The organism is Myxococcus sp. NMCA1 (assembly GCF_026810205.1).
Taxonomy (GTDB): Bacteria; Myxococcota; Myxococcia; order Myxococcales; family Myxococcaceae; genus Myxococcus; species Myxococcus xanthus_A.
On record NZ_CP113950.1, the window covers coordinates 1,962,518 to 1,981,556 of the forward strand.

The following is a 19,039-nucleotide window of genomic DNA, read 5'->3' on the forward strand; positions in this document are numbered from 1 at the left end:
TGGAGCACCGCTGTCTCTCGCTCGGGGCTCGGCTGCAGCCTCGGGCAGCTTGGAATCTGCATTCAGCCAGGAGAGGCCCCTTCCTGGGCTTGCATCAAGGCTTCCACCTGCTGCTGGATGCCCTGAAGCTGGTCGAGCCTGAGCTTCAGTGCTTCGCGCAGGGCGCGCTCGTCGGTGTGAAGGACCTCGTCATGCAACTCCGCGATGCTTTCAGACAGGCACGCGTGGAGGACGTGGATCTGCTGCTGGGAGAGCTCCAGGACCATGGGTCACCTCTCTGACAGCACAACAACGGAGACACGCCACCCTCTCACCCGAGGGCATGGGGGCGAACACGTGCACGACAGGCCGCTGGGGCCGGTGCTGCCGGACCTGAGGACTGGCGCGCAGGCGGTCGCGGTACACAGTGAGTGTAGTGCGTGCCCGCCCGCAGCCCAGGGGACTCCCGGGCAGGCAAGGCCTCGGCCTCCCCCCGGCGCTCCGGAGCACCGCGCGGCTCATGGGCCGCGCGGTGCGAGCTGCCGGGAGTGGCGCGGCGCCTCGGCATCCGAGGCGCTGCGCCGGTGCGACTACCGAAGCGCGATGAGCGAGGCCACGAGCAGGGAGACGACGCTCATGACCTTGATGAGGATGGCCACGCCAGGACCAGAGGTGTCCTTGAACGGGTCACCGACCATGTCACCGACGACGGCGGCCTTGTGGACCGCCGAGCCCTTCGCGTGGCCCGGCAGCTTGCCCTTCTCGATGAACTTCTTGGCGTTGTCCCACGCGCCGCCCGCGTTGGCCATGTAGAGGGCCATCGTGGCGCCGACGACGAGCGAGCCGGCCAGCAGACCCGCCAGCGCACCAGGGCCCAGCAGGTAGCCCACCAGGGGCGGGGCGACGACGGCGATGATGCCCGGGAAGATCATCTCGCGCAGGGCGCTCTTGGTGGCGATGTCGACGATCTTCTTGGGGTCCGGGTCCGCCTTGAGCTCCATCAGCCCCGGAATCTCGCGGAACTGACGGCCAATCTCCTCGACGATGGCACCGGCCGCGCGGCCCACGGCGAGCATCGTGGAGGCGCCCACCAGGAACGGGAGGATGGAGCCCAGCAGCAGGCCGACGATGACGTTCGGGTTGGTCAGTTGCAGGCTCATCTCCGGAAGGCCAGCGGCGATGCGCGTGTGGTTGACCTCGAGGTTGAAGGCGGAGAAGAGCGCGATGACGGTGAGCGTTGCCGAGCCGATGGCGAAGCCCTTGCCGATGGCCGCCGTGGTGTTGCCCACCGCGTCCAGCTCATCGGTGATGGCGCGGACCTCGGGGCCCAGGCCGGACATCTCGGAGATGCCACCGGCGTTGTCGGAGATGGGGCCATAGGCATCCACGGTCATCACCACGGCGGTGCCGCCCAGCATGCCCACGGCCGCCAGCGCGATGCCGTACAGGCCAAGCGCCTGGTCGGCGATGTAGGCCACCAGGGCGATGGTGGCCATCGGGATGCCCACGCTCTCCATGCCGACGGCGAGGCCGCGGATGAGGTTGGTGCCGGCGCCCGTGACGGAGGCCTCCGCGATGCGCTGCACCGGCGTGGACGACGTGTAGTAGTCCGTGACGAGGCCGATGATGGCGCCGCCGAAGGCACCCGCGGCCAGCGCCACCGTGATGGCCTGGGACAGGCCGAACACCTGCATCATCACGAAGGACAGACCCACCAGGATGACGGGGGGCAGGATGAGGGCGCTGCGCAGCACCTGCGCGGGGTTCATGTGCTTGAGCGCGCGCGCGATGAAGATGCTCAGCAGGCTGACCACCAGGCCCACGGCGGACAGCACCAGCGGGATAACCACGCCCGCCACCTTCGCGCTCCCGATCGCGGAGGGGTCCACCACGAGGCGAGAGAGGTCCGCGGCGCTGGCGGTCAGCGCGATGGCCATGGCGGCGACAATCGCGGCCACCATGGACTCGTAGATGTCGGCGCCCATGCCGGCCACGTCACCCACGTTGTCGCCCACGTTGTCGGCGATGACGCCCGGGTTGCGCGGGTCGTCCTCGGGGATGTTCTCAATGACCTTGCCGGCGATGTCGGAGCCGACGTCAGCGGCCTTGGTGTAGATGCCGCCGCCCACGCGGGCGAAGAGCGCGATGGAGCTGGCGCCCACGGCGAAGGAGTGGAGGACGGGGGACAGCTGCGCATGCCCCTGGAAGGCGTAGTAGACGCCGCCCATGCCGATGAGGCCCAGGCCGGCGACGGCGAGGCCCATGACCGCGCCACCGTCGAGCGCGACCAGCAGCGCGTTCGGCTTGGAGCCGGTGCGCGCGGCCTGCGCGGTGCGCACGTTCGCGTACGTCGCGGCCTTCATGCCGATGTATCCGGCCAGCAGCGAGAGGAACGCGCCGAGCACGAAGCTCCCGCTGGCGAGCGGCCCCAGCGCCAGGCCGATGACCACCGCGATGACCGCGCAGTACGCGGCGAGCACCTTGTACTCGCGGACGAGGAACGCCATCGCGCCTTCGCGGATGTAGCCCGCGATGCGGTTCATCGTCGCGTCACCCTCCGGGAGCGCCTTGACGCGGAAGTAGAAGAACGCAGCGAAGAGCAGCCCCACGGCGCCGACCACGCCCGGTGCGATTGCCCAGAAACTCGACTCGAGACTCGACAACTCCATCCAATCCTCCAGAGACGTCCCGGGAGCCTGACCTCGCCGACCGGGTCGCTCGTGTGCCGCGAAATTTGTACGGAGCGCGTATAGTTGATTTCAGCGCAATCTGGGAGTTTCCTAGGCGCGCCCCAGCAGGTTGGGAGTCCTACCAACGTCCTGGGCGGGTGCGTCACGGCCTCCAGTGCCGGGCCGGTTCTCATGCGGGGCGCGAGTCCAGACGACAGGCGGGGCGGGTGGCTGCATCACCATGGGCCCCAAGTGCCCGGACTCACTCGCGATTCTACGAAAGATACGGGCCAGTACGTATTCAAGGCCCCGTCTCCACGGAGGCGACGCCCATGGCGCGGCCTTCTCCCGGGGGCCCCGTAGGGCTGTGCGCTCAGTCCGGGGGGGCGGAGGAGGGGGCTCTGGGCTTCTGTGGTAACGGGTCGCGGCATGAACGCACCGCACCAGTCCAGTCCACTCCTCGTCACGGCTTTCAATGGCCTGGTCGCTGCCTACGACCGCATGAACGGCAGTACCGCATGGACGTTCCCCGTTCCTGGCAAGTCGGTCCCAGGGATGCGCCCGCGTCCCACGCACGTGGAGGTGCGGGATGGGCGCGTGTACGTGTTCGCGGGCGGCTCCGAGGGCGTCTTGAAGAAGCGCGTCTTCCTCGATGTCCACGCGCTCGACTACGAGAGTGGCCGCCCCCTCTGGACGCAGCGCGTGGCGCCGGCTCATGCGCCGAACTTCACGTCAGCGTCGGTGCTGGTGGAAGACGGGCAGGTCATCGTCTCGTACCAAGACGTCTTCGTCGCGTTCGCGGCGGATTCCGGCCGGCCCCAATGGACTCGAAGCAGCGAACATGGGGATGGAGGCATCTACTCGCTCCAACTTCAGATGGGGGTCCATGGCGCGCGGGCACGCGTGGTGACCTGAGCCCGCGGGCCCGTCTGGCACGCTCGGGATTGCCGGGTAGAGTTGCAAATCAATCTCAACGGCATGTGCTTTGTAGGTTCGCGTCCCCTGGGCGTGATGTGGTCGAACAGCTCGGGCATGGTGCCTTCGTCAGGGCTCAACGCGTCCGCGAAGTCCTGCCCTTGCGTGTCGTGGCCGGGACGTCTTCACCGGTGACGGCGCGGGCAAGCCGCTCCGCGTCGGATGTGGCGATTCCGAGTGAATCGAACACGCCGCTGACGAACATGTTCGCCAGGCCCTGTGCGAGCGCGCGACCTCGTAGTTGCTCCATCAGCGGATGCGAGGTGGGGAGCGCGCTCCCGGACCGGACGAGCTCCGACAGCGCCGGCCAGAACGTGTCCATCGAGCCCTTGAGCGGCTCGGGGACTTGCTCGTCCGGATGCGGGCCTGCGTAGTCGATGTACGCCGGGTCCGTCGCGATGCGGTACAGGGCCGGGTTCTCTGCGGCCCACCGGATGTACGCGACCCCTGAGCGTCGGAAGGCCTCGTGCGGGTCCGTTGTCCCTTCCGTCGCGGTGATGAGGGTCGCGTTGAGTCGGCGGTTTCCCTCCGTCGCGAGCGCGCGCAGCAGGGCCAGGCGGTCCGCGAAGTGCTTGTAGGGGGCGGCGGAGGACACCCCCACGCGGCGTCCGACTTCCGCGACGGTGAGCGCGTCGACGCCTTCCTCGCGAATGAGTTCGATGCTGGCTTCCAGCAGGGCGTGCTTGAGGTCCCCGTGGTGGTACGGGCGTGCTCGCGTCTTCGTGGCCATGCGTGAAGCCAGGGTAGATGGACTGGCCCTTGTTGCAAAGCAAGTAAGAGTCACTTACTTTGTGTCTCGACGCGGATTTCATCGCTCCAGGAGCAGCGGATGCGCAGCGCGAATGCCGTGAGTCCATTGTTGCGGTCCCTCTCCCGTCCCCATGGCTTCGAGCCGCTGCGGGTCGAAGGCCGGCTCCCCGAGTTCCTCCGGGGGACGTTGTTCCGCGCCGGACCGGGCCTCTTCGAGCGCTTTGGCACGCGAATCGCGCATGCGTTCGAGGCGGATGGCGCCGTGACGGCGGTACGCTTCGACGGCCGTGGCGCGCAGGGCGCGAGCCGCATCGTCGAGAGCGCCGGCTACCGTGCGGAGGAGATAGCGGGGCGGTTTCTCTACACGTCATCCGCGTCGTGGCTCGATCGGATGCGGGCGGTGATGAGGGACGCGGCGAAGACCACGGGCAACACCTCGACGTTCCTGTGGAAGGACCGGCTCTTCGCGCTGATGGAGAACGGCTTGCTCCAGGAGATGGACCCCACGACGCTGGAGACGCTCGACGCCACGGGACTGGGCGTGGTGACGGGGGCCTTCTCGGCGCACCCTCACCGTGTCGCTTCGCTGCGGACGACGTTCAACTTCGGGGTCCGGTATGGCCGGAAGATGAACATCGACCTGTACGCGCTGCCGGACGACGGGGAACCGTCGAAGCTCGGCACCGTGGAGGCGCCCTGGCAAAGCATGGTGCATGACTTCATGGCGACGGAGCGGCACCTCATCCTGTTCGTGGGGCCCGTGCAGTTGAATCTCCTGCGCGCCATGGTCGGCCTGGGAGATGTCACCCAGCTCTTTCGGTGGAGGCCTGAGCTCGGGGCGCGGCTCATCGTCGTCCCGCTCGATGCCATCCATTCACCCCAGACGTTCGAGCTCGACCCCTTCTGGCTCTGGCATTTCTCGAACGCCTTCGAGGACGCGGACGGTCCATGTGTCGACTTCTGCCGCTACCCCGAGTTCTCGCTCGGGGAGATTGGAGAAATGGAATCGACCGGGCCCCTCCCATTGCTGACGCGTGTGCAGCTCGACCTGAAGTCCGGCACGACGCGTGAGACGAAGCTCTTCGATGTTCCCTGCGACTTTCCTCAGGTGCATCCGCGACTGCACGGCGCGCGGCACGGCACGGTGTTCGCGCAAACCGAGCGGAACGTCGCGGACCGGAACATCCTGGGGGTGACGCGCATCGACCTCGACCGGGGCAGGAGCGCCGAGTGGGTACTCCCGGCCGGGCATGTGCCGAGCGAGCCCGTGCTCGTGCCGCGCGAAGCGTCACAGGACGCCACCTTCGTGCTCGACCTCGTGTTCGACTCGACGACCGACCACTCCTACGTCGCGGTGCTCGACGGCGAGCATCTCGAAGACGGTCCGCTGGCGACCGTTCACTTCGACCAGGCCATTCCCGTGACGTTTCACGGCAGTTTCGCCGCGATGTGATGCCCTTCAGCGCAGGGCGGCGCCGCAGCCTGGTGGAGCGAGGTCAGAACCTGCTTCAGCCCGAGGGAGAGCTGTGCCCGGCCGCTCTTCTGGACGGAGCGCTCATGGATGGCCTCCCGCTGGACAGCTTCGCGCGAGAGGCCAATCCATGGCCATCAATGAGCAACGGCGACTGCCTGCCGCATCAAGCCGCGGCGTGGCGGACTACTCGGAGTACTCGTAGCTGTCGACGAGCTGCCAGTTGCGGTTGTAGACGTAGCGCCGGGTGAACCAGCCGCTGTGGCAGCTGCCCGTGTTGCTGGCCTTGTAGCCATAGACGAAGCCGTTGTGGACGCGGGCCTCGATGCTCGGGTAGCCGGGGGTCTCACAGGGCTGGGTGACGCGGACGGCCTGGTAGGCGGCCTCGGCGTAGACCTGCTCCTGGCCCTCGAAGTCGTAGCGGGAGTGCACGCGCTCCGAGGTGAACGTGGCGAGCGCGCTGGCCTGCTGGGTGTTGGTCTGCGTGAGGAAGGACTGCAGGTGGGCGAGGGTGGTGGCCTCGGAGGTGAGCGTGCCGGTGAGGCGGTGCACGGCGCCGTCATTGTCGGAGAGCGCGGCGCGGATGGAGGCGATGCCAGCCGGGCCCTGGTAGACGGAGGTGTCGCCCCAGGTGAAGCTGAGGGCGCTGCCCGCGCTGTAGGCACTGAGCGCGCAAGCGCCGTTGGCACCGGCTGTCTCGACGACGATGATCTTGCGGAGGCGGTGCTCGGGGTTCACGAGCGCGATGCACTCGTTGCCAGCGACACCGTCGTAGTTGGCGGCCGGGAGCACGGCCTCGACGATGTTGTGGACGCGGAACAAGGGGTCCGTGGCCTGCTGCTCGATGGACTGAACCGCATCCGTATCAGTGTCCGTCTCGGGACCGAGACAGCCAGCGGTGAGGGAAGAAGCGACGAGGAAGGACGCGAAGCTGAGGGACGTGCGCATGGCGGCGGAAGATAGCACGCCAGTTTTGCCCGTTTTAAACGGTAATAAGTGTTCCGATACGGAAAGGACAGATGCCCTGTTGGAGCACGCGGGCGGACGCTACATGCCTCTGAGTATGTGAAAAAATTCAATGACTGCGTCCGGCTGCCTCCTGTGGATTGATACAAATTTGTTACGCAAAATAGCCGGATTGCTCGATGAGGGCATTCGCGGCCCCAGGCAATCGGATAGCCAACGTAGTAGCCGATGCATGCAGGGCTCCGTGAATCCCCCGAAGGGAGTCACCAGCGTGAATCGCGGACTGCTCATCTCATCGCGGCTCGGAATGAACCGATGGCGTTGGCCTAGAAGTCTCGAATCGAATCCATCACCGACACCAGGGCCTCTCGATTGAGCGGCTCGGCGGGAGTCCCTTCCGTCGACCGGAGCTTTTCATCCACCGCGTCGAAGATGCCCACCAGCGCGAGATAAATCTGCTCACGCTCCTCGGTGAAGATGAAGGTGTTGCGGGCATCCAGCTTGTTGAAGCCATCGGTGTAGGCCGTGACGATGGGGGTGAGCGCGGACACGAGGGCGGCGGGGGAGCGGTCCCCTTCGGATACGGCCTTGAGCGCGGCCGACCGTGCCTGGCGGTACAGCGCCGCGGCCTTCTTCGCCTGGGCTGGACTGATGTTGTCGGCCCCGTCCCAGACGCGAAAGGGGTTGTCCAGGTTCTCCGCCAGCCAGTCGGCCTTGCGCGGCTGTCGCACCGACAGGTCCAGGCCCTCGCGCGCAGCGGCCTTGAATGCTTTCTTCACTTGGGCGGCGACGTCCGCGGGAATGCTCGTCAGCCAGAGCATTCCCAGGTGGGGGAGCTGCTCCGGGCCGGGGAACTCGTCGGGTGACATCCCGAACATGTCGCTCAACGTCAGCAGGGCCAGGGCCGGGAGCTTCGCCAATTCGGCGGTGTTCCTCAGGAAGCCCGGGGCGCCCCAGATGCGCAGCTCCGTCAGGTTTGGGAAGCGCCGCACGATGCGCGAGGCATCCACGTCGCGCGCGGCCGCCACATGCAGGCTGTCCAGTGTGTCCAGGCCAGACCAGGGCTTGTCCGGAGCGTCCAGGCGCAAGGTCAGCCAGCGCCCATCCGCCTCGCCGTGAATCTTCAGCGCCGGGTCGGGCTGGCCGAGCAGGGACAGGTGCTCCAGTCCGTCGTTCAGATAGAGCTCGTGGACGCCCGTTACGTCGAGCGTGAGCTGGGTCAGTTGGGCTCCCCGCAGGTCGACCCGGCGCTCACCATGCTTGAGCACCTCTGATTCATAGACAAAGGGACGGCGCCGGATGAAGTCGAACAGGCCGGGGATGGGGGCGGCAGCATTGACAGACGTCAGAATCGGCAGCGCCTCGAACACCGACAGGTCAGACGCGGCGGCGAGGTGCTCCGTATCCAACTGCTGCGTCGAGCGGAGTACCTCCATGTCGCCGACCGTGAACAGCACCCGGTTGTCGGGTGCGGCGTCCATCTGCTTGAAGAGGTCGCGCTGCGCCTGGGGGATGGCCTCCCAGCGGCGCTGATTGTAGAGGTCGCTGCCGGATGGCCAGCCGCCGTAGCTGTTGACCTCCTCGTCGACGAGGGGCGGCCGGTGGCCCACCAGGGTGTAGCCCCGGGGGACCTCCGCGGACGCCCAGACATGGTCGCGGCGGTCCTTCCAGAAGAAGAAGTTGAAGTTGGCGGGGGCCATGGCCGCCACAGCGGCGGCGTCGGGCAGGGAGGGGCCCACCCAGTCCAGCGCCAGCACGGAGGCCAGCTCGTCCTTCCCCTCGACCTTCAGGGCGGTCACCTGGACCGCCGTGTAGGCGTCAAGCCGAGGGGTGTGGACGACGAAGATGTCTCCTGGCGTGGGCTTCATGGTCGACCGGGTCCGTAAGAGGGTTGGTTCGGACCCAGTCTAGGCCATGCGCCGCATCGCTCCCTCGTTGTTTGAGGGGGAGGGGCAGCGACGGAGCGCCGCCCCTCCAGACTTCAGCCCGCCAGGGGCGTCTGCCGCGCCTGCGCCTCGCGCAGCCACGCCACCGTGTCGCTCAGTGTCTGCCGGTGGCTCCGCGGCCGGTAGTCGAGCTCCTCGTGGCTCCACAGCGTCTTGAACCCCCAGTGGCACGTCGACATCTCGAGCACCACGGGGTCCGGCAGCTTCTTGAGCGGCACGTGGGAGCCGAGCTTCGCGAGCCCGTCGACGACGAGCGTCGGCACTCCGGGACGGTTCACCCGGATGCCGGCGACCTCGCCCACGCGCTCGAAGAAGGTGCGCAGGGGCAGGGTGGTGCCGGGCAGGTGGTACGTGTCCCGCCAGTCGGCCTTCTTCGCCAGCACGGCGAGCGCATGCGCCACGTCCCGCACGTCGGTGAAGGCGATGCCACCCGTGGGGATGAAGGGGAGGCGCCCGTTCAGTACGCGGGCCACGTTGGTTGTCGAGCGGCCCAAGGTGTCCCCGGGGCCGAGGAGCACCGGAGGCCGCACCACCGTCATCTCCACGCCGAGCTGCCTGGCCAGCTTCCGCGACTGTTGCTCGGCGAGAATCTTCGACAGGTAGTAGGGCCACCGGCCCACGAGCGCCTCGGCGTAGAGGGAATGCTCGTCTGCCTCGATGGTCGGATGGGAGAAGCAGCCCACCGTGCCTGACGTCGACACCAGCACCAGCCGGGCGTCGAGCTCCTTCGCAGCGCGCACCATGGCCAGTGAGCTGTCGATGTTGAAGCGCACCATCTCGTCGGCGTGCTGCCGGCTGTGGTGGACCATTCCCGCGGAGTGAATCAGCACCTTCACGCCCTGCGCCTGGGACAGCCACGCGTCAGGGTCGAGCGGCGTGCCCGACACCTGGGCCACCGGGCCCGGCAGCGGCGAGCGAACCAGCGCCACGGCGTCGTCGCCCAGCGTCTCCAGCAGGTTGCGTCCGAGGAACCCACTGGCTCCCGTCACGAGTGTCTTCACGGCTGAACCCCGCGCCAGGCGCATGCTTCATGGAACCGCGAGAGCTCCGCCGCGTTCGGCCCCCACTCGAAGTTGTCACCCGCGGGCTTCACGATGTCGCGCGACACCAGCGCCTGCACCACGCCATCGAGGTGCGGCCGGTGCGTCACCGCCACGGCCTTCAGCTCGTCGGGCGCGCGCACCTTCGTCGCCTCCTGGTAGTCGCGCACGACGGGCTCGAAGAGCGCCTTCACCACGGCGTCGACGCGCGCGTCGCTCAGCTCGGCCAGCGGCGTGGCACACCAACGGTAGCGCGACAGGTGGTCCTCCAGCGCGGGATTGCCGGGCTGCCGGGCCAGCACGTCACCGGCGAACCAGTGCTGCCACTGGTTCCGGAGCGAGTGCGCCAGCGCCGGAGACAGGGGGCTGGGGACGGGCAGGTCGCTGTCGAGCACGCGGCCTCCGCGCCGCTCGATGGCCTCACGCAGCCACGCTTCATCCACGCCCGGAATCGGATTCTCGGCGAGGAACGTGCGCAGATGGAAGCTGCTCACCGTGGTGTGGCGCTGCAGCTCGGCCATGAGTGTATGGCTCAGCGCGCGGACGTCGGTGTCGGGGTTGAGCGCCAGCGGCGCGCCACACGACAGATGCACACGGCCCAACTGCACCTGGCCCCGCGTCAGCTTCGTGAGCCACGACAGCACGCCGGTGAGCGTCATCTTCGGACGCGGCTTGCCGGACAGCTCCTCCGACAGGGACGCCTCCTCCGGCAGCCGGTCGTAGGAGATGGCGATGGGCAACACGACGAACTGGCGCTTCGTGTTCTGCAGCGCGCGCAACAGCCCTCGCTTGGGCGGCAGCATCAGCCGCGCGCGGCTGCGCTGCCCTTCGACGAAGAACATGAGCGAAGCGTTCTTCTCGGTGAGCCGGCGCAGCTCCTCGCCCAGCTCCGGCACCTCGCGGCCCACGCCGCGCTTGATGAAGAAGGCCTGCGAGTCCTTGAGAATCGGCCCCACCACGGGGATGCGGCCGAACTCCTCCGCGGCGGCGATGTGCGGCATCGAGATGCCCAGCTCCGGGTGCTGGAAGCACAGGTAGCTGGTCAGCAGGAAGTCGAAGTAGCTGCGGTGGGTGGGCGCCAGCACCACCAGCGTGCCGGGGGGCACTTGCGCCATCGCGCGCTCGAACGACGGCCGGTCGAACGTCACGTCGCTGGTGCAGTGGCGGAACGTCTTGCGCAGCGCATAGCCAAACACCTTGTGCGTGGTATTGCCCACGCCGCGCTCCTGGACCCACGCCCGGTCGCCGCGCGCGTCGTCGTGCTTCGGCCCGGCGAAGGACACCTGGCTCTCATCGCGCGACAGCAGGTGGCGGTACATGCCCTCGTTCACCACGCGCACGTACTCGAAGGGCTCGAAGCCGGGGACCTCCAGCGGCGTGCTGCGCACGAAGTCGAAAGTGTGGTGCGTGAAGTACGCGAAGCCCTCGTTGAGGTACTGCACCTTCTCGTCGGCGCGCACCAGCCGGCGGTGGGCCTTGGCCTGGCCGAACAGCGCGAGCGCCGCCTTCTGCAATTGCACCGGCAGCTCCCGGCGCATCAGGTCGACCGCGTCGAAGCCGTGGTCCTTGCGGCCGACGAACATGTCGGGCGCCTTCACCACGCCGGGGCGGTGCTTGAACCACTCGATGGTCGACGCCGCGGCCATGTCGATGCGCAGCGCGCGCTGCACACCCATGGTGGCGTGAACGATGGGGACGGCCTGGCCGGGCTTCGGCATGGGGCCGAACACCGAACGCACGACTTCACTGGCGACCACATCCACCGGCACCACGTCCAGGCGCACCGACGGATCGGCATTGAAGGCGCGCACCACGCCCAGGCCGCTGTACAGCAGGCAGCCCGCGAGCGCCGCCGGGCTGTCGAGCCAGGCCGGGAAGGGCGTGCGGTGGGCCGCCGAGACGATGCTGGGGCGCACGATGACGACGGGCACGTGGCCGCGGCGTTCACAGATGAGGTGCTCGGCGACGCTCTTGGTGAGCGTGTACGTGTTGGGGTGGCCGGTGAGCTCCAGCCACTCGCGGCCGTCGCCCTGCGCCACCTGGAAGGCCTCGTAGAGCTCCGCGGCGGGCTTGGGCAGGTGCGCCAGCTTCTCTTCGATGGGGCCGGGCCGCCACACGCTGACGTAGGCCGTCGACACGTCGACCATGCCCACCACCTTGGGGCACGTGCGCGCGAGCTCCAGCACCGACAGCGCGCTCCGGATGTTGGCCGAGGTCGCCTGCGCCAGCGGCAGGTCGAACTCCACGCTGGCGGCGCAGTGCACGACGTGCGTGACGTGCTGGCGCACGGCGTCGGCGTCGGCGGGAGACAGGCCGCAAGCGGGCTGCTCAAGGTCGCCGCTCACCACCGCGACGCGCTCCGTCCAGCCAGCCTGGAGGCGCGAGAAGCACTCGGCCTGCGCCACCTTCGCGAAGCGCTCCGCCGCCGAATGCACGCGGCCCTGGCGGTCCTTCGACTCGCGCACCAGCACCGTGACGCGCTCGACGCCCTGCGCGAGCAGCGCCTCCAGCACCACCTTGCCGACAAACCCCGTGACGCCGGTGAGAAATACGTGGCGGGACATCAGTGCGCCTCCTCATCCGGGGTCAGGGCCACCGGGCCGTTGATTCCGCAGTTCGACGCGCCGAAGACGTTGTCGGGGTCGATGGCGGCCTTCACCTTGCGGTTGAGGGTCAACGCGGCCTCCGAGTACACCTCGGGCAGGAAGTCGCGGCGAATCTTCCCGACGCCGTGGTGATGCGACAGCGAGCCGCCAGCGGCCAGGATCTCCTCGCGCGCCGCATGCTCGAGCGCCGCGTACGCGCCCACCGGGTCGCTGACGCCGCGCGCGTAGAAGCCCAGGTAGAAGTAGATGACCACGCCCGTCTGGTAGACTTGCGTGAAGCGGCCGGTGAAGAAGACCTTGCCCGGCAGGCCCAGCGCGGCGTGCTCCTTCTCGACGCGGCGCTGCACGCGCTCGTAGAGGTCCATGGCACGGCTCCACGGCACGCTCGTCTCGAAGCTCTCGGCGATGGCCCAGTGCTCGAAGGTGAGGTCCCGGATGTACGCGATGCCGAAGGTCAGCTGATAGCCGCGCTCACCGTTGGCGCCACCGCCCTTCATGCCGCCGTGCTCCGAGGCGATGCGGTACACCGTCTTCTCCTGGAAGGCGACCTCCTCGCGCGAGCCCTCGAAGACGAGGGTGGCCACGGCGAGCTTGTACGGGTCGAAGCCCTTGAGCTTCGTCACCACGGCCTTCTCGAGCTCGCTCTTCACCTTCGCGGCCAGCCCGTGCTTGGCTGGCTTGAGCGCCTGGCCGAAGTGGAACTGGGTGTTGTCCATCACCCGCACGCTGGCCGGCACCGCTCCGGACTGCTGGAGCGCGTAGAGGAACGAGAGGCCCGTTTCGAGGTCGGGGAAGATGACCGAGCCGTAGCGCTGCACTTCGGGAAGCGGGAACAGCTTCACCACCGCCGTGGTGACGATGCCGAAGTTGCCCTCGCTGCCGAACATGTACTGGCGCGGGTTGACGCCCACGCTCTCCCGGGGGGCCTGACGCGGGCGTTCCACGATGCCCTGGGGCGTGACGACCTGCATGTCGAGCACCAGGTCCTCGATGTTGCCGTAGCGGTTCTTCTTCATGCCGCTGGCGTTCGTGGCAATCCACCCGCCGAGCGTGGAGAACTCGAGGCTGTCCGGCTCATGGCCCATGGTGAAGCCGAACTTCGCGAGCTCCTCCATCAGGTGGCGGCCCGTGGCGCCCGCCTCGATGCAGGCCATGCGGTTGACGGGGTCCACCCACAGAATCCGGTTCATCTGCCGCATGTCGACGGCGATGACCAGGCGCTCCTCGGAGAGCGGGATGCGCAGCGCCTCCGTCACATTGGTGCCGCCGCCGAAGGGGATGACACAGGCGCCGTGCTGGGTGGCGACCTCCACCAGTCGCACCACCTCATCGTGCTGCGCGGGAAGATGACGAGGTCGGGCACCCGGTCCAGCTTCCCGTAGCGGATGGCCCAGATTTCACCGCCGGTGTGGCCGTGGCCACGGCGCAGGCGCTGCTTGGGGTCGTCGGTGAGCTGCTCTTCCTTCAGGAACTCGCGCAGCGCCGCTACAAGCTTGTCGTTCTTCTTCGCCGCGGGAATCTCGGGTGGGTAGTGCGGCTCGTTGCGATTGTCGTACCCCAGCGGCGAGGCCAGCTTGCCGGCGAACCACGGCATCAAGTCTGGCAGCGCGACATTGCTGATGTTGTAGCGGGTGCCCGTGAGGACGGTGCTCCCGTCGGGCTTCACCACGAAACGCGTGTCGGCGAAGCCCCAGCCCTCGAGTGATTCCTCGTCCTTCGACGCGGCAGGCGTCGGCGGCGTGAAGCGCGTGTCTCCGGAGGAAGGCGTGGGTGACGGGCTGCCGAAGCGCTCGCTCACCTCGTTCAGCGCCACATTCCCAAGACGGCGCATCAAACCTGATTGTTTAGCCATGGTCACTCGCAGTCGTACACAGGGCCCTCTCCCCCGTCAACGCGCGCGGGTTACGCAGGTGCGCACTGCGTTACGCGATTTCGGAACCGTGAGTCTCGTAAGTGGGTTGTTTCCGAGACCCGAAGTCTCGTAAAGGCGTGTCATGCGGACGGGACGACCCAGGGACGAAAAAGTGCGCCTGGCCATTCTCACGGCGGCGCAGGAGTTGGTGCTGGAGAAGGGCTATGCGGCGGTGACGACCGCTGACGTGGCGGAGCGCGCGGGGGCTGGGAAGCAGACCATCTACCGTTGGTGGCCGGGTAAGGGGGCGCTGGTGCTCGACGCGTTCTCCGAGTGGGTGAGTCAGGCGCCCCGTATGAGCCGGCGCAAGCCTTCCCTGTCCTCGACGCTGGTGGAGTTCTGCCGGGGGGCCTCGGAGGCGGCGCCCGTGCTGCGAGCGCTGATGGCGGAGGCGCAATTCGACGAGGACCTCCACCGGCGGCTCATCGCCCAACTGGTGCGCCCGCGGGGTGACGAGCTCCGGGCGTGCCTCGCCGACCGCCGGCCCGTCGACCGGGAGCTCGTGGTCAACGTGCTCTCCGGCCTGGTGTGGCAGCGCCTCATGCTCAATGAGCCACTGGACGCACGTTTCGTGCGCTTCGCGCTGCGGGTGGTTCAGCGCATCTGAGGCGGCCGGCTCTGTTGGGGGGCAACCGGGGAGGCGTGGAACGCGGTGGCGACTCGGGGTCCGCTTGTGCTAGCTAGCCGGAGCCACTTGACGCTCCGATGGCGGCCGCGACATCTCGTTGCGACCGTAGGGTGTCCTCGAGTGGCTCCGCCAGGCGTGCGCCTCTCGAGCATTCACCACGTTGTTGCTGGAGGCTCACATGTCCTCGTCTGAACTTCCCGTTCTCAAGTTCGTCCTCACGAACTACAAGAACTTCAACGCGCGCGCGACGCGCGATGCGCTCCTGTCCTACTGGGAGCACGTGTCGAACGGTGGCCGGATGTTCTGGAGCGTCGCGGGCGCGATGTCGTCGGCGCAGCTCGGCATCACGCTCGCACCGGCCATCCGGGAGGGGCTGATTCACGGCCTGTCGGTGACGGGCGCCAACATCGAGGAGTCGCTCTTCCGGCTCGTCGCGCATACGGGGTACAAGGACTTCCCCGAGTACCGCTACTTCACCAAGCAGGACGACACGCGAATCCTCGAGGCGCGGATGCGCCGGGTCACCGATACGAGCATCCCCGAGGACGAGGCGTTCCGCGCGGTGGAGAAGATTGCCGTCCCGATGTGGAAGGGCGCGACCGAGAAGGGCGAGCGCCGCTTCTGGCACGAGTACTTCTACGCGTTCATCCAGGCGCTCGACCCCTCCGCGTATGAGGGTGACCCGGAGGCCTGCTGGCTGCTCGAGGCGGCGCGGCACCGTCTGCCCATCGTCGTCCCTGGCTATGAGGACTCGACGTTCGGCAACATCTTCGCGTCCTACGTGAAGGCGGGCGAATGCAACGCGAGCATCGTCAAGTCTGGCATTGAGTACATGGCTGACTTCTACGACCGCTACGAGGAGATGTCCGAGGGCCAGGGTGTCGGCTTCTTCCAGATTGGCGGCGGTATCGCCGGTGACTTCCCCATCTGCGTCGTTCCGTCGATCAAGTACGACCTGCAGAAGCCGGTGAAGCCCTGGGCTTACTTCTGCCAGATCAGCGACTCGACGACGTCCTACGGCTCGTACTCGGGCGCGACGCCCAATGAGAAGATCACCTGGGACAAGCTGACCGAGACGACGCCGATGTTCGTCATCGAGTCGGATGCCACCATTGTCGCTCCGTTGATTCTCAGCGCTCTGCTCGAGTGCAAGCGCAATCCGGAAGCGGCGAACGCGCTCATCGCCAAGCATCAGCGGTAGCGGCCGCGGTAGGCGGGACCGGTGGCAAAAGTCACCGGTCCCCCGCGAGTTCCGTGCTGCTCATTCCCAAATCCGAGCTGTCTGATTTGACGGGGGCAACGACACTTCCGCTTGGCTCGCACGAACGGAAGGCCAGGTGAGCCGCACCGTCGTCCCGTGTGGCTCCACGGCGCTGATGGCCACGTCGCAGTTGAACCGCCGCGCCAGCCGCTCCACGAGCGACAGGCCGATACCGAAGCCCGTGTTCCCGGGCTCGACCCGGCCGAAGCCCACGCCTGTGTCGGAGATGCTCCATCCCTCTAGCGCGATGTGGATGACGATGCGCCCATGGTGCGTATAGGCGAGCGCGTTCTTGATGAGGTTGCCCAGCATCACTCGCGCCACGGACCCGGGAAGCGGCGCGAGGACCTCCTCTTTCGCTTCGATGACGAGCTCCACGGCGCCGTGAGGGCGGTGGTTGCCGTACAGCGCGACCATTTCGCGGGAGATGCTCACCAGTCCGCACGATTCATCGGCGCGGCCTGACCGGGCCAGCCAGAGGATGCCCTCCGTCAGCAGGCCCATGTGGTGAACGGCCTGCCGCAGACGGCCGAAGGTCTCCGTGTCCGCGGGTGGGTCCAACTCCAGTATCTCCACCGCGCCCTGCGCCACGGCGAGGGGCGTACGCAGTTCATGGCTCGCGTCCCGGTTGAAGGCGCGCTCTCGCTCCAGAAGTTCCTGGATTCGGGCATCCCGGACACGCAGGGCTTCGGCCAGGGCCCGCACCTCGGTGACCCCGACGTCCTCTTCCCGCGCCGGCGTATCCGACTGGACGCGTGCCACGAGCTGTTCCAGCGGACGGCTGAGCCTCCTCGCGACGACAAGGGAGAGCCCGGCGGCGCCCAACAGGGCCAGCAGGGCACTTGCCAGCAACAGTCCGGACGTCCGGCGCAGGTGGCGGGTGGTGCTCGTCAGCGCCGTCGTGTCCAAGACCACGTAGCGCGTGGTGCCAGCCGGCGCGTCCGGTCGCACCGCGACATGGAAGTGCCCACGGCCCTGGGCAAAGACTTCGTATTCGCCGCGAGGTGTGTCCAGGGGGAGCGCGTCTCCGAGCCAGGACGGAAGGCCTTCGTGGCCGACATAGGCCGTCATTCCAAGTGGGATGGCCCCCGTGTCATCCCTGCGTCCGTCCGCCGCGGTGGCGACGAACCGAGCGAAGATGGCGTCTTCGAGGTCGTAGCTGAAGAGCGTGAAGAACGTCCCCATCAGGACGAGCGCGAGCGCCGCGGACATGCCCATGGCGCCCAGGAGGAGACCTCGGACCGACCTAGTCCTCGCGCGCATCCAGGCAGTATCCCTTGTTGCGGAGGGTGGTGATGCAGTCGCTCATCCCCAGCTCGGCGAGTGCTCCGCGCAGGGCATAGACGTGGGTGCGCAAGGCGCTGGATTCCGGCGCATCGTCCCCCCAGAGGTGGTGGGCCAGCGTGGCTGTCGAGACGGGCTTGGGCGCGGCCTCCATCAGCAGCCTCAGGAGGAGTGTCTCGGTCTTGTTGAGGTGGACGGCGCGCACGCCTCGCCGTGCCTGGGCCGTGTCTGGCTCCAGCGTCAGTGGCCCCACCGTCAGCCGTCGTCCGCTCGGAGGCACGGGGCGTCGCGCCAGGGCTTCGAGCCGCAGCCGCAGCTCCCTCAAGGAGAACGGCTTGACGAGGTAGTCATCCGCGCCCGCGCGGAAGCCTTCTTCCTTGTCCTCGAGCGTGTCCCGCGCAGTCAGCATGAGGATGGGCACCAGCCGGGGCGCGAGCTGCCGGTAGCGTTGACACAGCTCGATGCCACTCATTCCCGGCAGCATCAGGTCCAGGACGATGACGTCGTATTCCTGGCCCAGCGAGAGCGTGAGCCCCTGGGGCCCGGTGGCGGCGAAGTCGAGCTGGAAGTCCTTCCCCAGAAACCTCTCGATGTTGGCCTGGAGGTCCAGGTTGTCTTCGACGACGAGCACTCGCATGGGCGGGAAGGTTATCAGCCGCAACGTCAGCCGGAGGTCAACCGGGTGTTGACGCGTGGCTGACGCGGATGGCGGCAAGGTGGCCGGGCTTCTGACCTCTGGGAGAACCGCGATGAACCGCTTGCTGTCGCTGTGCCTGCTGCTTCTATCTGCTTCCGTGGCCCGTGCCGCCGCCCCGGAAACGTCGTTGGACGTTCGCGGCGCGGATGGAGAACGCATCCCCACGCGGGTGCTGGAGCCGGAGGGAGCTGCCGCGAATCCACCCATCGCCGTCCTCCTGCACGGCCTGACACGCCGCAAGGAGGACTGGCTGTCGAACGAGGGGCCAACCCACGGCGGTGTGCTGAAGGACGAACTGCTGCGGTCCGGCTACCGCGTCTATCTCCTCGATGCACGCCGGCACGGAGAGCGGGCGACGCCCGAGGCCAGGCCGGGAGCGCTCGCCAAGCGGGCCCATCAAGGGGAGCCCTCAGGGTACGTGGCGATGATTGCCGACACCGTCCGCGATGCCCACGCGCTGCTGACCACCGTGCTCGCGAAGGGCCAGCCGCCTCGGGTGCTCGTCGCCGGGTACAGCATGGGCGCCCAGGTGGGAATCCTGCTGGCGGCGCGTGAGCCCCGCATCACCCATCTGGTCACAATGGTACCGCCCCACATCGACCCGTCGATGGAGGAGGTGGCCCCCTCGCGTCACATGGCGAGCGTTCACCAGGACTGGCTGCTGCTGACGGCGAACAAGGATGACTTCGCGCCTGTCGCGGACAGCCGCGCCCTGTTCGATGCCGCTCCGTCCCGTCGCAAGACACACAAGACCTTCGACAGCGGGCATGCCCTCCCACGGGAGTACCTGGAGGAGGTGCGCCGCTGGCTCCATGCGGACCGCCGAGCGCCTGGCCGCAAGGGCCCATGAGGCGC

16 protein-coding genes are annotated in these 19,039 nt (G+C 67.8%); 5 read left to right on the plus strand and 11 right to left on the minus strand.

The features are described from left to right. Positions 1 to 62: 62 nt before the first annotated feature. Together OZ403_RS08370 and OZ403_RS08375 are read right to left on the minus strand one after the other, a co-directional pair. Positions 63 to 266 (minus strand): hypothetical protein, encoded by a 204-nt coding sequence (locus OZ403_RS08370; RefSeq protein WP_140788846.1) that lies wholly within the window; start codon positions 264 to 266, stop codon positions 63 to 65. Positions 267 to 569: 303 nt separating this feature from the next. Beyond that, complete coding sequence (locus OZ403_RS08375) at positions 570 to 2,648, minus strand: sodium-translocating pyrophosphatase (RefSeq protein ID WP_140788848.1); 2,079 nt, start codon at positions 2,646 to 2,648, stop codon at positions 570 to 572. 429 nt (positions 2,649 to 3,077) lie between these two features. On the opposite strand from OZ403_RS08375, the gene OZ403_RS08380 reads away from it, so the two are divergent. Continuing rightward, positions 3,078 to 3,563 (plus strand): outer membrane protein assembly factor BamB family protein, encoded by a 486-nt coding sequence (locus OZ403_RS08380; RefSeq protein WP_161604856.1) that lies wholly within the window; start codon positions 3,078 to 3,080, stop codon positions 3,561 to 3,563. Positions 3,564 to 3,699: 136 nt separating this feature from the next. Here OZ403_RS08380 and OZ403_RS08385 read toward each other — a convergent pair whose 3' ends face one another. Further along, on the minus strand, positions 3,700 to 4,353 hold the full coding sequence (locus OZ403_RS08385; protein WP_140788851.1) for a TetR/AcrR family transcriptional regulator: 654 nt from the start codon (positions 4,351 to 4,353) through the stop codon (positions 3,700 to 3,702). 99 nt (positions 4,354 to 4,452) lie between these two features. Here OZ403_RS08385 and OZ403_RS08390 point away from each other — a divergent pair, with 99 nt between their 5' ends. Then, a complete protein-coding gene (locus tag OZ403_RS08390) occupies positions 4,453 to 5,826 on the plus strand; it encodes a carotenoid oxygenase family protein (protein ID WP_268783868.1) in 1,374 nt (457 codons plus the stop codon). A gap of 204 nt (positions 5,827 to 6,030) precedes the next feature. Here the strand turns inward: OZ403_RS08390 and OZ403_RS08395 are convergent, their stop codons facing one another. The 6 genes from OZ403_RS08395 to OZ403_RS08420 all read right to left on the minus strand — a co-directional run bounded on the left by OZ403_RS08395 (position 6,031) and on the right by OZ403_RS08420 (position 14,254). Further along, positions 6,031 to 6,792 (minus strand): hypothetical protein, encoded by a 762-nt coding sequence (locus OZ403_RS08395; protein WP_268783869.1) that lies wholly within the window; start codon positions 6,790 to 6,792, stop codon positions 6,031 to 6,033. Positions 6,793 to 7,136: 344 nt separating this feature from the next. Continuing rightward, a complete protein-coding gene (locus OZ403_RS08400) occupies positions 7,137 to 8,678 on the minus strand; it encodes a gliding motility protein (RefSeq protein WP_140788857.1) in 1,542 nt (513 codons plus the stop codon). 113 nt (positions 8,679 to 8,791) lie between these two features. Then, complete coding sequence (locus OZ403_RS08405) at positions 8,792 to 9,757, minus strand: NAD-dependent epimerase/dehydratase family protein (RefSeq protein ID WP_268783870.1); 966 nt, start codon at positions 9,755 to 9,757, stop codon at positions 8,792 to 8,794. After that, positions 9,754 to 12,360, minus strand: a complete 2,607-nt coding sequence (locus tag OZ403_RS08410) for an SDR family oxidoreductase (protein WP_140788861.1) — start codon at positions 12,358 to 12,360, stop codon at positions 9,754 to 9,756. Before OZ403_RS08410 ends, OZ403_RS08405 begins: the two co-directional genes overlap by 4 nt. Beyond that, positions 12,360 to 13,724 carry an FAD-binding oxidoreductase gene (locus tag OZ403_RS08415; RefSeq protein WP_268783871.1) on the minus strand — a complete coding sequence of 455 codons (1,365 nt, stop codon included), beginning with the start codon at positions 13,722 to 13,724 and terminating at the stop codon, positions 12,360 to 12,362. Before OZ403_RS08415 ends, OZ403_RS08410 begins: the two co-directional genes overlap by 1 nt. Beyond that, the gene (locus OZ403_RS08420; RefSeq protein WP_268783872.1) at positions 13,655 to 14,254 is read right to left on the minus strand and encodes a hypothetical protein; all 600 of its coding nucleotides are present in this window, start codon (positions 14,252 to 14,254) and stop codon (positions 13,655 to 13,657) included. Before OZ403_RS08420 ends, OZ403_RS08415 begins: the two co-directional genes overlap by 70 nt. A gap of 172 nt (positions 14,255 to 14,426) precedes the next feature. Between OZ403_RS08420 and OZ403_RS08425 the strand changes: the two genes are divergently transcribed. Together OZ403_RS08425 and OZ403_RS08430 are read left to right on the plus strand one after the other, a co-directional pair. Beyond that, the gene (locus OZ403_RS08425; protein WP_268783873.1) at positions 14,427 to 14,921 is read left to right on the plus strand and encodes a TetR/AcrR family transcriptional regulator; all 495 of its coding nucleotides are present in this window, start codon (positions 14,427 to 14,429) and stop codon (positions 14,919 to 14,921) included. A gap of 199 nt (positions 14,922 to 15,120) precedes the next feature. Beyond that, entirely contained in the window at positions 15,121 to 16,143 is a 1,023-nt protein-coding gene (locus tag OZ403_RS08430) for a deoxyhypusine synthase family protein (protein ID WP_140788867.1), read from the plus strand. A 60-nt stretch (positions 16,144 to 16,203) separates the two neighbouring features. Here OZ403_RS08430 and OZ403_RS08435 read toward each other — a convergent pair whose 3' ends face one another. Both OZ403_RS08435 and OZ403_RS08440 read right to left on the minus strand, forming a co-directional pair. Beyond that, positions 16,204 to 17,466, minus strand: coding sequence for a sensor histidine kinase (locus tag OZ403_RS08435; RefSeq protein ID WP_268783874.1), 1,263 nt, complete (start codon positions 17,464 to 17,466; stop codon positions 16,204 to 16,206). Next, positions 17,450 to 18,124: a response regulator transcription factor gene (locus OZ403_RS08440; protein ID WP_268783875.1), complete on the minus strand. Its 675-nt coding sequence runs from the start codon at positions 18,122 to 18,124 to the stop codon at positions 17,450 to 17,452. The genes OZ403_RS08435 and OZ403_RS08440 overlap by 17 nt, the downstream gene beginning before the upstream one ends. 112 nt (positions 18,125 to 18,236) lie before the next feature. Here OZ403_RS08440 and OZ403_RS08445 point away from each other — a divergent pair, with 112 nt between their 5' ends. Then, the gene (locus OZ403_RS08445) at positions 18,237 to 19,034 is read left to right on the plus strand and encodes an alpha/beta hydrolase (protein ID WP_268783876.1); all 798 of its coding nucleotides are present in this window, start codon (positions 18,237 to 18,239) and stop codon (positions 19,032 to 19,034) included. Positions 19,035 to 19,039 lie beyond the last annotated feature (5 nt).